At 57.3% G+C, this 14797-nt stretch carries 9 protein-coding genes; 6 read left to right on the top strand and 3 right to left on the bottom strand.

What is annotated here, in order from left to right; genetic code table 11:
• Nucleotides 1–240: 240 nt before the first annotated feature.
• Both GPK42_RS06570 and GPK42_RS06565 read left to right on the top strand, forming a co-directional pair.
• Nucleotides 241–564, top strand: coding sequence for a winged helix-turn-helix transcriptional regulator (locus GPK42_RS06570; RefSeq protein WP_252200169.1), 324 nt, complete (start codon nucleotides 241–243; stop codon nucleotides 562–564).
• Between the two features lie 98 nt (nucleotides 565–662).
• Entirely contained in the window at nucleotides 663–1193 is a 531-nt protein-coding gene (locus GPK42_RS06565) for a flavodoxin family protein (protein WP_215694354.1), read from the top strand.
• Nucleotides 1194–1990: 797 nt separating this feature from the next.
• On the opposite strand, the gene GPK42_RS06560 is transcribed toward GPK42_RS06565, so the two are convergent.
• Entirely contained in the window at nucleotides 1991–4231 is a 2241-nt protein-coding gene (locus tag GPK42_RS06560; RefSeq protein WP_215694352.1) for a DNA gyrase subunit A, read from the bottom strand.
• A 45-nt stretch (nucleotides 4232–4276) separates the two neighbouring features.
• A complete protein-coding gene (locus GPK42_RS06555) occupies nucleotides 4277–6274 on the bottom strand; it encodes a DNA gyrase/topoisomerase IV subunit B (protein ID WP_215694350.1) in 1998 nt (665 codons plus the stop codon).
• A gap of 252 nt (nucleotides 6275–6526) precedes the next feature.
• Between GPK42_RS06555 and GPK42_RS06550 the strand changes: the two genes are divergently transcribed.
• From GPK42_RS06550 to GPK42_RS06535, 4 genes are all read left to right on the top strand, one after another.
• Nucleotides 6527–7735, top strand: coding sequence for an ATP-binding protein (locus GPK42_RS06550; protein WP_215694348.1), 1209 nt, complete (start codon nucleotides 6527–6529; stop codon nucleotides 7733–7735).
• Between the two features lie 414 nt (nucleotides 7736–8149).
• Nucleotides 8150–9178: a hypothetical protein gene (locus tag GPK42_RS06545; RefSeq protein WP_215694346.1), complete on the top strand. Its 1029-nt coding sequence runs from the start codon at nucleotides 8150–8152 to the stop codon at nucleotides 9176–9178.
• Nucleotides 9179–9416: 238 nt separating this feature from the next.
• The gene (locus GPK42_RS06540) at nucleotides 9417–9647 is read left to right on the top strand and encodes a helix-turn-helix transcriptional regulator (RefSeq protein WP_215694344.1); all 231 of its coding nucleotides are present in this window, start codon (nucleotides 9417–9419) and stop codon (nucleotides 9645–9647) included.
• Nucleotides 9648–9656: 9 nt separating this feature from the next.
• Complete coding sequence (locus GPK42_RS06535) at nucleotides 9657–10241, top strand: hypothetical protein (RefSeq protein ID WP_215694342.1); 585 nt, start codon at nucleotides 9657–9659, stop codon at nucleotides 10239–10241.
• A gap of 89 nt (nucleotides 10242–10330) precedes the next feature.
• Here GPK42_RS06535 and GPK42_RS06530 read toward each other — a convergent pair whose 3' ends face one another.
• Entirely contained in the window at nucleotides 10331–14698 is a 4368-nt protein-coding gene (locus tag GPK42_RS06530; protein ID WP_215694340.1) for a hypothetical protein, read from the bottom strand.
• Between the last annotated feature and the right edge of the window lie 99 nt (nucleotides 14699–14797).

Genomic DNA, 14797 nt, shown 5'->3' with positions numbered 1-14797 from the left:
TCAGGGTATCGGGTTCCCACATTCATCCGCACATGTGCGGATGAATGTGGGAGGTGTTCGGATAAAGTCGATAATCAAGGAGCCATAATGGTTCCTCTCTTGGGGTTGATGTACCTTGCAGGCATCTCCTGCGTGAGTTATATTCAACGCGAAGGCGAATGCAAATACGAGTACGCACATATTTGTAACTGCGTACTTTTTTGTGAAACCGGTATGGTCAAGGAGGTTGGGTCTCCCGTGATGGCGAAAGAGGAGCTTCCGGAGTGTCCGGTCGCAACGGCGGTAACGCTCATTGGCGGCAAGTGGAAGCTGCTCATTATCCGTAACTTGCGCGTACGCCCTTGGCGTTTCAACGAGTTGCGCCGCAGCCTTGAGGGGATCTCTCAGAAGGTGCTTACCGACAGCCTGCGGCAGATGGAGGATGATGGGCTGGTCTTTCGCCATGACTATGGCGAGAATCCTCCCCGCGTTGAGTATGGCCTTACCGAGCTCGGCCGCCAGATGATGCCCATCATGGACTCGCTCGCAGACTTCGGCGCTTATTACAAGACGGTCGTTTCGTAGCGGACGCTCTGCTTAGGGGGCGGAAAACCGCTACGAGGGTGCTAACGAAGACCTGTCCCGAATCAACGTGCGCCTGCGGCATGAAAGAGGGGAATCCTATGAATATCGTTGTATTGAGTGGTAGCCCGCGCAAGGGCGCCAATACCGACACCATGGTCGAGGCGTTTTCCGAGGCCGCGCGCGAGGGAGGCAATACGGTCGAGGTCGTTCGCGTTGCCAGCAAGAAGATTGCTGGTTGCCTGGGATGTCAGTATTGCTTCGCCCACGAGGGCACTTGCGTGCAGAGGGACGACATGGCCAAGGTGATCGAGTCGCTGAAAGGCGCCGACATGGTTGTCTTCGCTTCGCCTATCTACTGGTTTGATATCACTGCGCAGGAGAAGGCCGCCATCGACCGCCTGTACGCTTTCGGTGCCACGGGATTCCCGTTCACCAAGACGGCCCTTTTGCTCGATAGCCACAGCGAGGGCGTCTATGATGCGGCGATCGCTATGTACAAGTCAACCTGCGCGTACTGCAAGTGGGAGGACCAAGGCATTATCACCATCAGCGGTATGACCGAGCGCGATGGCATGGCATCGTCGCCCAAGTTGGAAGAGGTGCGAGAGCTCGCTCGCAAGCTCGCCTAAGGGCAAGAAGAACGCATGGCAATCGGTGTTGGTGGAAAATGCTTGCTATCCTTACCAAGAGGAATGCTGATTGCCATGCGTTGATGCTTCCGCGGACAATTCCGGCGTGCTAAAACGCCTTCTCGTTCAAGAATTCCCTGAACGCGGGAATGTCAAAGCCAACGAGACCACGCCCGCGCTCTCCAATGACGCCGTCCTCCAGGAGGCGGCGTTTGTATTGGCTTGCGTAGTTGCTGGCGACGCCCATGCGTTTGGCTATCTCCGAGACCCTGCTGGGGCCAGAATCGGGCAGCATCGCGAGCAAAAACTCAATGTCTTTATCGGAAAGCTCCCGATAGGTCGTTTCGAGAGAAGCCCGACGTCATGCTTCTCGAGTTGCCTGAAGACGCCATTCATGCCCGTGCGCCAGTTACCCTGAGTCTCCTGAGCATATGTCCAATCGATGCCGACTGGCCCAATCTGAACGCCGCTTATGCACGCGCGGGACTATGAGAGGCGGCTATCTGCCGCTTCTTTGGTTCGCTCGATAATATCTTCGAGCATGCCTGGCATGGCGGAGACATTTGCTGCGATCCATGGTGGCCCCTTTGCAGGTTTTGCTAGTTTTTGCAACTTTTGCTAATTTTTGCAAGTTTTGCTAACGGTTTAACATGTCTTGTGCCGCGGGATTGCAGGAGTGAAAAACGGGGATTCCTATTATTCCGACTACGTTGCAACGAGCGGGGCCCGGAGCGCGATGTTGCTGCGCTCCGGGCCCCGCTGCATTGTAAAACCATGACGGTTTGGCTGCCGTTGTTTTAGTCAAACAAGCTCGGCATGTCGTTTTCTTTCATAAGGGCACCGGCGGAGGGGAGACTCTGCGCGGTGAACTTCTCGGCAGAGACGCCGGCGCCAAGAATCTCTTCGGTTGTGCCGACGGTGGTGACCGAGCGGCCCTTCTTGGCCGTAAAGGCCTGGACGCCCTGCGTGTTGGTGGTCGTCTTGGTCTTGAGCAGCGACGTGTTGAAGTTCATCAGGCGGTAGTCGCTCGAGACCAGCGCGATGTCGCGATCTTCCTTGAGCACCTGGGCATACAGCAGCTTGCTGCCACTGTAGATGGCGTTCTTGAGGCGCTTGCGGTTGGTTTTGGTGACGTATCCAGAAAGCGCGACGCGCACCACGCGGCCGTTCTCAAAGACAAACAGCACGTCGGCCTTGTAGTCCTCGGGGTCGATGACCCAGATGACACTCTCGTCGGGTTCCATCTCGAGGTCGGTGGGCAGGTACGAGCCCAGCTGGGCCGACTTGGTGTCCTCAAACGCCGCAACCTTGCACTTGTACACCTGACTCTTGTTGGTAAAGACCAGCAGTTCGTGGGTGTTGGAGGACGGGAATTCGATAAAGGGTTTGTCACCGTCCTTGTACTTGAGCGTGGTCGCCTTCTTGAGCACGCGGTCCGTCATCTTCTTAAGGTAGCCATCGCGCGAGAGCATGATGGTCACCGGGTACTCCTCGACCTCGGGCTCCAAGCTTACCTCGATAACCTCATGGGGCTCGATTCTGCCCGTACGGCGCGGCATCACGTACTTCTTGTTGACCGCGGCCAGCTCGTCGCTGATGACCTTCTTGATGTTCTCCTCGCTGGAGAGGATCTCCTCAAGCTCGGCAATCTCGCCCTCAAGCTTGGCGATGTCCTTGGTGCGGTTGAGGATGTACTCCTCGTTGATGTTGCGGAGCTTGAGCTCGGCAACAAACTCGGCCTGGGTCTCATCGATGTCGAAACCCTTCATAAGGTTGGGCACGACCTCAGCCTCGAGCTTGGTGCCGCGGATGATGGCGATGGCCTTGTCGATGTCGAGCAAGATCGCCTCGAGGCCGTGCAGCAGGTGCAGGCGCTCGGACTTTTTTCCCAGGTCAAAGTTAATGCGGCGACGCGTGGACTCAATACGCCACTTGACCCACTCGTGCAGGATCTGACGCACGCCCATAACGCGAGGGTAACCATCGACCAACACGTTGAAGTTGCACGAGAACGAATCCTGCAGCGTGGTCGAGCGATAGAGCTTGGCCATGAGCTTGTCGGGGTCGACACCGCGCTTAAGGTCGATGGCGATGCGCAGGCCCGAAAGGTCGGTCTCGTCGCGGATATCGGCGATCTCCTTGACCTTGCCTTCCTTGGAGAGCTTGACGATGCGCTCGATGATGACATCGGTCTTGGTGGTGTAGGGAATCTCGTAGACCTCGATGATGCGCTCTTCGGGGATCCAACGCCAGCGGGAGCGAATCTGGAAACTACCAAGGCCGGTCTCGATGATCTTCTCCATCTCCTCGCGGCGGTAGATAATCTCGCCGCCGGTCGAGAAGTCGGGCATGGGCATATACTCGAGCAGGTCGCAGTCGGGATCCTTGAGGTAATGCATCGTGGCAGTACAGACCTCGTTGAGGTTGAAGCCGCAGATATCGGATGCCATGGCGACGCCGATGCCTTTGTTGGCCGAAACCAGAATATTGGGGAACGTGGTGGGCAGCAGGCGCGGCTCCTTCATGGCGCCGTCGTAGCTGTCAACGAAGTCGACCGGGTCCTTGTCGATGTCCTTGAAGATCTCGGCGCTGATGGGGGAGAGCTTGGCCTCGGTATAACGCGAGGCGGCGTAGCTCAGGTCGCCCGAATAATACTTGCCAAAGTTGCCCTTCGACTCAACGAACGGCGCGAGCAGCGCCTCGTTACCGGTGGCCAGGCGCACCATCGTCTCGTAGATCGCGGCGTCGCCGTGCGGGTTGAGCTTCATGGTCTGGCCCACGATGTTGGCGCTCTTCTGGCGCTCGCCCTTGAGCAGGCCCATCTTGTACATGGTGTAGAGCAGCTTGCGGTGCGAGGGCTTAAAACCGTCGATCTCGGGGAACGCACGCGAGACGTTGACGCTCATGGCGTAGGGCATGTAATTGACCTCGAGCGTCTGCGTGATCGGCTGGTCGGTGACCTCGGAGTGCAGGCCGATGACGTTCTCGGCGTTAACCTGCTTTTTCTTTGGCTGGTTCTTCGTCTTCTTCTTTGCCACGATATCCTCTTGAACTTCTAATGGGCCGTCGTTATCGATTTACTGCTACTGCAGGTCCAGCTGGTCCAGGTATTCCTTGCCGTGCTCGGAGATATGGCGCTTGCGGCCTGCCTCGTCGTTGCCCAGCAAAAGGTTGAACATAGTTTCCATCTTGGCGACGTCCTCGGGCTCCACCTTGATCAGACGACGCGTCTCGGGGTTCATAGTGGTGAGCCACATCATGTCTGGGTCGTTCTCACCAAGACCCTTGGAGCGGTTGATGGAGCACTTCTGGTCGCCGATCTCCTTGAGGATGCCGTTCTTCTCGAGCTCGGTGTAGGCAAAGTAGGTCTTCTCTTTGCAGTTGATCTCGTAGAGCGGCGACTCGGCGATATACACGTAGCCCTCGTCGATAAGTGTGGGCACCAGGCGGTAGAGCATGGTGAGCACGAGCGTGCGGATGTGATAACCGTCGACATCGGCGTCCGTACAGATGATGACCTTGTTCCAGTTGAGGTTGTCCAGGTCGAAGGCGCCAAGGTTCTTGATGCGCTTGTCTTTGATCTCCACGCCACAGCCCAGCACGCGCATGAGGTCCATGATGATGTCGGACTTAAAGATGCGTGGATAGTCCTCCTTCTGGCAGTTGAGGATCTTACCGCGGACGGGCATAACGCCCTGGAACTCGGCATCGCGCGAGGTGCGAATGGCGCCTGCTGCCGAGTCGCCCTCTACGATGTAGATCTCGCGGCGGCCCTTGTCCTTGGAGCGGCAGTCGATGAATTTCTGCACACGATTGGCCATGTCGGTCTTCTGCTGCAGGTTGGTCTTGATGCTCTGGCGCGTTTTCTCGGCGTTCTCGCGCGAACGCTTGTTGATGAGCACCTGCTCCATAATCTTGTTGGCGGCGTCTTTGTTCTCGATCAGGTAGGTCGAGAGGCGCTCCTTAAAGAAGGCCGTCATGGCCTGCTGGATAAAGCGGTTATTGATAGCCTTCTTGGTCTGGTTCTCGTAGGACGTCTGGGTGGAGAAGCAGTTGGTCACCAGCACCAGGCAGTCCTGGACGTCCTGCCACTTAATGCCGCTCTCGTTTTTGTTGTATTTGCCCTGTTGCTTAATGTAGGCATCGATGGCACTGGTCAGAGCGCTGCGGGCGGCCTTTTCGGGCGAGCCGCCGTTCTCGAGCCATGACGAGTTGTGGTAGTACTCCTGCATCATGAAGGTGCGCGAGAAGCACATGCATGCGGTGATTTTTACGTTGTAATCGGGCAGGTCCTCACGATCGCGACCACGGCGGTCGGCCTCGATAAAGAAGGGCTCGGTGAGGTAGTCGGTACCGACCTTCTCGAGCACATAGTCCTCGATGCCCTTGGGATAGCAAAAATCCTCTTCGGTAAACTCGCCGTCGTCGCCCTCGATGCGCAGGCGGAAGGTCACGTTGGCGTTGACCACGGCCTGGCGGCGCATGGTCTCGCGATACCAATCGTGGGGGATACTGATGGAGGTAAAGACCTCAAGATCGGGGCGCCACTTGATGGTGGTGCCGGTACGGTCCTCATTGCTGGGCTCAATCTCGAGTGCCTTCTTTTTGGCACCGACGACCTTGCCCTTCTTAAAGTGCAGGGAGTACTTGTTGCCGTCGCGCCAAACCGTGACGTCCATGTACTCGGATGCGTACTGGGTCGCGCACGAGCCCAGGCCGTTGGTACCGAGCGAGAAGTCGTAGTCGCCGCCCTGGTTGTTATTGTATTTGCCACCGGCGTAGAGCTCGCAAAAGACGAGTTCCCAGTTAAAGCGCTTCTCGGAGGGGTTCCAGTCGAGCGGGCAGCCACGGCCGTTGTCCTCTACCTGAATGGAGCCATCGCGAAAGGCGGTAAGGGTGATGAGCTTGCCGTAGCCCTGGCGCGCCTCGTCAACGGCGTTGGACAGGATCTCGAAGGCAGCGTGTGCACAGCCATCGAGTCCGTCCGAGCCAAAGATGACGGCGGGGCGCAGGCGTACGCGCTCCTCGTCCTTGAGCTGGCGGATACTGTCGTTACCATAATTTGCGGTGTTTTTTGCCATACTCGCTCTCTCGGTGCTCCCTTGCTGCGTTTAAGTCATATAGATAGTCAAGGTAGCATAGCCCAGCCCACAGGCGATTCCAACCAACACGAAATCCATCGAACAATCGTTCGTGATATATCGACTGATGTTAAGCTATTGGGAGAAATAGCTGAATCAAATCAATAGATATTTGATTTCTTTTAGTAGAATCAGATATATACTAAATGAAAACGAATCAGGAGAGCTTTTATTTAATAGAGCGGTGAAGATATGAAGATTATCGAACGTCCTCAATATATGGAAGCGCTTCTTGGCGCTAAGGGAACGCCGGACATCAAGGTTATTACCGGCATTCGTAGGTGCGGCAAATCTGTTCTACTGGAAGCTCTTGCCGATCGCATTCGTGAGGCCGACCCCGATGCCAATATTATCCGTATCAATTTCAATCTCCTCGAATTCGAGGAACTAACGGATTTTCGAGCATTGCATCGCTACGTTGAGGAAAGCTATTGCGAGGGCCTCGATAACATCGTGATGATCGATGAGGTACAAACTTGCGTTGGGTTCGAAAAAGCGGTCAATAGCCTCCATGCATCGGGTAAATACGATATCTACGTTACTGGCTCCAATGCTTTCTTGCTTTCGAGTGACTTGGCGACGCTTTTTCGCGGGCGGACATATGAGGTCGAAGTATTTCCGTTTTCCTTGCTTGAGTTTTCGACGTATCACGAAATTCATAACCCAGACGAAGCGCTTGACCGCTATTTAAGAGAGGGCGGAATGCCTGGCTCTTATTTGTATCCTAGCGAGCGAGCTCGCTATCGATATATTGCGAACGTGCTAGATGTCTTGGTTTTGCGTGATGTGGAAGAAAAGCATGGGGTTCGTAACAAGGTGCAACTAGAACGTGCATGCGATTTCCTAATGGACAATATTGGTAACATATCTTCTGTTAGTGGGATTGCGGCTGCGCTGGATGCTGCCGGAACGCGCGTTTCCGTGGCAACGCTCGCCCAGTACCTCGGATTTTTATGCCAGGCCTTTGCGTTCTATCGAGTGCGCCGCTATGACATAGGCGGTAAAAAGTACCTCGCTTCGGGTGATAAATACTATTTATCGGATCATGCAATCAGATACGCAAAACTTGGAACTAAAAAACTCGACTTCGGGCATGTATATGAAAATATGGTCGCTTTAGAGCTCCTAAGACGCGGTTGGGAAATCTATATCGGGGTGCTTTATAAGAAGGAAATCGACTTCGTGGCAATTCGTCGCGATGAGCGAGTGTATATCCAAGTTAGCGATGACATTTCGCGTCAGGAAACCTTTGAGCGCGAAGTGGCACCTCTGCTTGCGATACGTGATGCGTATCCCAAGATGGTCATTGCGCGAACAAAGCACGAGGCTGTTGATTATGAGGGGATTAAGGTGGTCGACCTCGCCCGATGGCTGATGGGGGAGGGGTCGGATGTCGAATAGCGGGCGGTGGACGCCTATCTAAATCATTGCGCTGCTCGGGCGCCTCGAGGGTCTTCTTAATAACGCGGGTGAGCCCACGCTCCTTACCGATGAATTCCACTTACTCGTTTCTGCCCGAGTAAGTTTGAAGACGGATGAGCCCGCTTCATTTTGTTTGCGGCTGGATACGTTTGTCGAAAAGTGCCGCGTGGATGGCTCAAATCGAACATTGGGACAGGCGTCTCATTTTATGGGCCGAGGGCGTGCGTATACAAGTCTTTTTGGTCCATAGGGGATGCTGGGCGGTTGCTAGTTGGGCCACGGGTCACTTCGCCGGCGCTGCTTCTTGCCATACGCTCATAGTGGAAGCCGATGCCACGGGGACAACGAATGCCTTGGGCAACGGATGAGCTGCAAGCGAAGGGAGCGGTGAGGATGATGAAGCCCATGACGAAGAAGCTGCTGTTAGGAATTCCCACCGTGACGCTTTCGGCCGTGCTGGTGTGTACGGTAGCCGGCTGTGGCGGTAGTGCTCCGAGCGGCTCGGCTGGTAGCTCGGGCGGGAGCGCGCCTGTGCAGGAGAAGTCCAAGAAGTCCAAGGCCTATGAGTCGCAGACGGTCGAGGTGGCTGGCATAACCTATGAGTCGGTGGCTCACGGTACGTTCTATCGCGGTGATGCCAAGAAGCAGGACGGCTTTTATCTGCACATCAAGATTACCAACAACAACACAAAGAACAGGGCGTTCAGTTCCTTTAACGTGCATGCTGCTCAGGGCGATCTTGAGGCGGGTGACCCGTTGTTCACTTCCGGCAAGGCGGCTGTGCTCGACTACGTCGCAAGCGAAGCTCCCGATGATCTGCACAAGGGAATTGACCTTTCCGAGAGGCCAGATATCGGTCCGGGCGAGACCGTTGAGTACGTGTATTTCTGGGCGCCCAAGACGGCGTACTACGGGTCCATCACTGTCGAGTTCGTAGACGCTTACGCCCCCGCCAAGAATCATGAGGCCATGCACTTTGACACCACGGGGCGCGAGACCAAGGAGTTCAAGGCTGCCGGCGGTGTGGCCGATTCTGGTGACGCGGCCAATATGACCGGCATCGATTGCGCATCGTACAGCATCGAGGCCGCCGATGGGTACACGCTGGATTCGTCCAACGAAGAGCGCGAAAAGGCAGACTTCTTCCACGACGAGACTGGAGGACGCCTGCACATCAGTATCTTCCCGCGTTCGCCGGAGGAAGAGGTTGCAAGCCTAGAGCAGGTCTACGAAGACAAAGAGACAACAACCGACCAGGTCGAGTACAACGGCATAACGTGGCTGCGCTTTACCGGTCCCGACAACGGCCATACGCTGTTTGCGACGGCTCCCGCAACGGGTGAAACCGTCCGCGTGTCGATTGGCTGGAAGATCGATTGGGACGCCGCCGTGCCCATGATGGAGGCGCTAAAGCTCAAGTAGCGCTGTGATTCCCATGTCAGGCGACTCAGGGCTGGCTCCGAGTTATCGGGGCCAGCCCTTTTTGGTGCTCGATGAGCAGGGCCAGTGCCTCGCGCGGTTTCGGGTACAGCGGGGTACCGTGCGCGCAATGACGAACATGGTTTCCATAATGACAGATATAGTTGACATCTTCTGATGGATGCAATATATTTCTGTCATGTTGCAACGGATATCTGTCCATTACTACGAAAGGAACTCCATGCCGGGCAAAAGGAACCTACGCATGAAGGCGGCGCGCGCGGCGGTTGGCCTTTCGCAAGCTGACCTGGCCGAGGCCGTGGGCGTTACGCGCCAGACCATCGGCCTGATCGAGGCGGGCGGCTACAACCCCACGCTCAATTTGTGCGTGGCAATCTGTAAAGCGCTACGCGTTACGTTGAACGACTTGTTTTGGGAAGACGAAAACGACGTCGACCCTGACGCTCTTTAGGAGTTCGCTATGAAATTTGAAGATTTAAAACTCGTGCAAAAGTGGCGTGAATATGCCGGCCCAAAGGATGAGCGCCTGGAGGCTGAGAGCGCGAAGATCTACAAGATTGGTTTCGTGCTGCTTTCGTTTGGCATGTTGATGATCTTTTTCTACCAGTTTATAGCTCGACAGGTCGCGTGGGTTCACAGCGACGCCAGTGAAATGCCGCATGGCTTTGCAACGCCGTTCGAGGTAGCCATGTATTTGTGGCTCGTTCTCGTGATGTTGATTTGCGCAGGACTGCAAACGCGGAAGGGCTATGTCGACACCAATCGTTTTGGGCAAACCGAGCATCTTCCTGTTGGATATTTTCTGCTTCTCAGCGGTCTTAGCGGCGCCGCGTTCGCGCTTGTTATTGCCGCAATGCGTTGTATCGCTGAGGCGCAGATCGTACCGCTCGAAAGCGTCTTTTGGTTGGCGAATCTGGCCACGGGCGTGTTCTGCGGTGCGACGATTTTCGCGGCCACGTTTGCTGGCCTGTGCGCAACGTTTTTCACGGCGAAAAGACGCCGTGCCAAGCTCGAGGCAGAACTCGACTCCACTGACGATATCTAATGCGCAATGGGCTGGCTCTGGGTATCCAGAACCAGCCCTTTTGGTGTTCGATGAGCCGAGTCGGCGTCTCTCGCAAAGGTAACTGGGAGCTAGTGAGGCGTATCCGAATTGACCTCATCGGCGGTGTCGTTTTCGAGCGCCGTGCGGCGGGCGCTGTAGGCGACGAGGCCGGCGCCGGCTGCGGCGAGTGCTGCTGCGGCTGCCGTCAGGGGGACGTTGACATCGCCCGTGCCCGCAAGCGCGCCCGCTTTTCCGGAGCGCTTGTTATTGCCGTGGTCCTTGCCACTGCCGGAGCTGCTTCCGCCGGAGCTGCCTCCCGTGCCGGAACCGCCGCCACTCGAGCCGCCATCGCCATCCGCTGTCATCGGGGCGTCGTGAAGCCCTGTCGTATCCGCGCTGTCGCATACGCCGACCTGAACTTCTGAGCGTTCGCATGCCGCGTCGGGCACATGAAGCTCGTGCAGTACGGCACCCAGCGCCGAGTTTGCGCCCGGTCGAATTTCCTCGAGCGTTACGGGATCGAGCGCCACCAGATTACGCGCCTTCGCATACAGCGTTACGCGTTTGCCCACTTCGTCGCTCCAACTCTCGGGGATGGCGGAGCTCATGCGGAACTGTGCCGTGCAACCTGGTGCCAGCACGGCGTTGCCACTGTCGGCTACCAGTGGGTGCGTTGCAAAACGTGCGCCCAGCGTCTCGAGCGCGTACTTCACGTGTGTCATGTCGTTGGCCGAAGCGTCCTCGGCAAGCTCTGGATCGTAGATCGATGCCATGCGTGTGTTCGCTCCGAATCCGATGGAAGCGCTGGAGAACGGCTGGCTGGAGCCCTCTCGGTACAGATCGATCGTGCCGGCGGTCAGCAAGGTGTTGCCGTCGTTTCGCACCGTGACCATGAAGGATTCGCCTGCTGCTCCGGGCACCACCGCGCCCGAGGTGGCGACCGCGCCCGTCGGAGTGGCACACGCCACCAAGGGCACTTCGATGCCGTGCAGCTCTGCCTCGCTCTTCTCCGCGCTCACAATGTGCGTGGCGAGTGCGGAGAGCATGCCTCCCGACGTCAAAAATGTCGTTATCTGATCGACGGGATGGTCCAGCTCGCACATCACGAACGGCTCCGTGAACAGATCGCCTGCCAAGGTGCTGGCGAAGATGCGGAAGTGCTTGCCCATCATTGCTACTGGGTTGCCTTCTTCGTCGTAGGTCTGCCCCACCTTGCCATCGGTGTTCTCTACATAGAGCACGCACCTGCCGTTGTTGCTTACGCTAAACGATGCCGGGCCACAGCCTGCGGCACCCACGGGCTGCGTTGCAAATGCCGATGCGCCTCGCGTCCAAGTAATATGCTGCAGTTGCTCGTTGACGGTAGCCAAAAAGCCCGTGTGCTGCGGCCACGGCACCGCGTGGGGTACCGTGGCGTCTGGTGACATAACGCCCCAGCCCGCAATGGACTGGCCGATCACGGCGTACGATGCACAGCCACAACCGCCTGCGGTCTCGTATGCAACGGGCACCACCATTTTGCTGTTGAAATTCTCGGGCTCGCCTAGCTCGATACTCGACGGCGCTTGCGGAAAGCGGAGAACTTGGCGGAACGTCAGGCTGTCGCCCAAATCATCTGACCACAGGGTAAAGCACTCGAGCGCGACCTCTGCCTCGCTGCCGAGCGCCTTTTCTGCGGTGGTTCCGCGGCGGTGGAGGTAGGCACCCGACAGGCGCCCGTCGACTAGCGTCTTGCCCACCGTAATGCGTGGGCACTGCAGGCAATGGTAGCCATCCTCTTGCAGGCGGCCGCGCGAGATGCTGCGCCACGACGTGTGCGATATCACGCGAACTCCGTCGTTGCTTATGCGTAGGCGCACAACGGACAGTATGCCGGATGTGCTCGCCGCATCGAAAAGGGTGTTGTCGCCGGCGGGGCGCTCGCCCGAGACCAGCAGCACGTAGGCGTCCTGGTTTCCTCTTCCGTCCGTATATTCCACCACGTCGAAGTCGTAATCGTATATGCCGTCGCGCTCCACGTCGCCCTCGCCAAACCCAAGGGGAAAGTCCACAGGCGTGGGAGCGGACCACGTTCCGTTTGCCTTTGTGTGTACCACCAGGCGCGAGCGGCCATTGTCGCCGTAGCGCACCGAGGCGATACGGAACAGGCATTCTACGCCGGCAATCATTGCCAGCTTCATGTGGGCTTCGCTGAGCACGCCAGCAAACAGCACGTTGTCGCTCGAGGGCTTGATGCCGCCACGCTCGTCCTCCGACACGCCGGCAGAATTGGCGTTCGGGTCCGCAACGGCGTTTGTTGCCTGACCGATATAGGTGTACTCATACATCGGCGCGGCGTTTTCGTCGTTCTCTATCAACGCATGGACGAAATGCTCAATCTGTCCCGTGTCGTCGCTCTCCGCGTCCGCCTCGAGCTCAATGCGCGTGACCGCTTGATCCCAATCGCGCACGACAGGCGCGACGTTTATCGCGGTGGCTGCAACCTCGGCGCGTGCGAGCAGCTCGGAATTGGTGACAATGGTGGCCGATGCGATAAATTGCGGCACGCTGCCCGCCTCGATGTTGCCGGGCGTGCCGAAGCGGGCATCCAGCGTGTAAGGCGTATCTCCACCCAATGCGAGCTCAGAGCGCTGGAGCACATACTGGTTGCCATTGTTCACCGACATATTCCACGAATCGAGGAGTGTGGGCCACGACCCCGACCAAGCCTTGGTGGTCCACTTGAACATTACAAACTGGAGTATCACATCGACATCGACGTCTGCACCTACGCGCAGCCGCGGAAGCTGGTGTCCATCTGCCTTCTCATACCCAATGAACAGCGTGAGGGATGCGGCGCCGCGCACGGCAGACGAAGCGACGCCTGCAACGCCGGCGCCAAAGGTGACGGCAAGCCCGATCTGGATGGTGAATGAGCCCGACGTGTTGGAATAGTCGAGCGAAATGTTTTTAAAAAACGCCGCGCCGCTGCCGCGCGTGTGGGCACCCACGGCGAGCGCCAGCTTCGCCAGCACCCAGGGGTTGACGTTTAGGAAAAACGGCACCGGTCCTAGGGTAAACTGCTCGGTCCAATTGAGGTCGGTTCTTACCTGGAAGAGGGCCTTAATATTGCCGTATGCGGGGTCGTTGTTGTTACCCCAGGTTTTGCCCACCCAATCGTAGGCGAGCGAGCCGTACAGCTGTGTGGCGATGTCCATCGTAAACAGCAGCGTGCAGTGGTGACGAAGCAGCTTGGTGTTTCTTGGATCGGTGCCCGAACCGGCACTCATACTCTTGTACTGATTCCACTTCCCCTCCATTTCGTCGAGGTAGCGGTTTGCCTGCTTGGCGCCCGACTCACGCGGCGATTTCTTCCAGTATTCCGGATCCGGATTGCCCGAATCGTTCATGTAGCCGACCGGTTTGTATCCTCCGCCAAACAGCACGTACCCGGCAAACGAGAAATCGAACAAAATGGGGAACGAGGGCATCCAACAGGTGAACTTATTGCCGCCGATGCCGGGAAACGCCGCCGGGAAATCAAACGGAGTGATCTCTTGGTCCATGGTAGTGGGGACGATAGTGGTCGATCCGGATTCCGCCTTTGCCGCCGGCGCGGTAACAACGGCCATAGGGGATGAGAGCGTGTAGGTTTTGCCCTGGTAGTCGAGGACAAAGCGCAGCTTGCATCCTTCCTCCAGAAGGTTTGACGCTGCATCGAGGAACTTGTCTTCGAGCGTGAACGTCGCCAGATTATTCGTGCCCGATGCGCTGGCCTTGACTTGGCCAATCTGCGTGACGGTTTCGGGCGAGCTGCCCGTGGCGGGCATTACCTTGTTGATGTGCAGCGTTGCCTGTCCACCCTGTGGCAGATGTGCCTGCACGGTAAAGGCGTGCGTGTCGGGTTGGTCGTTTCCGGCGTCGTCCTTCGGCAATGCCATGAACGTAGCGTCGGCGTACTGGATGTCCCATTCGTCGAACGTGAGCTGGCGAAAGTACGGCTGGCCATCGGAGAGTGGACGCGTGGGAGCGGTAATGGCAGTACCGCCCTGGATACGCGCGAGGGGAATCTCGACATCGCGGTAGCCTGCCATGCTAATGGAGATGCCGCCGTTAAAGTCGTACGCGTCGAGAAGCGTTGCCTCGTCCACGTAGCCTTCCGAAAGCGGCGCGACCTCAAAGATGGCCGTGCCTTCGTCATCGGTCGTGGCGGTGAGCTGCTTGCCTGCGGCATAGCGCGATGTGAGCGTGACCTGGGCACCCGCGATGGGCGTATTCTTGTTGGCGACGTCGACCACGACCACGCCGAACATGGTGCGCGAGAGAACGAGCACCCTGAAGGGGTCTTTTTCGTCGGCATAGGCTTCGGTGGGCGCGAACGGCAATATGAAGGCGTTTGCGCTTCCCGGCACGCGCGGCAACATAATGCTCGCCAGCGAGGACGCTCCGGCAACAAGTAACGAACGGCGATCAAGCATCTTTGGCTCCCATCCCGCAGGTATCGGTGGAAATAATCCAATTTTGCGAGAAGGCGCCACGTGGCGGTAGTGCCGTTCGATGGCCAAAATGTCCAATTT

The organism is Collinsella aerofaciens (assembly GCF_018785265.1).
Lineage (GTDB): Bacteria > Actinomycetota > Coriobacteriia > Coriobacteriales > Coriobacteriaceae > Collinsella > Collinsella aerofaciens_AI.
Note: the sequence above shows the minus strand (reverse complement) of the source record. Positions and strands in the feature narration are given on the sequence as shown.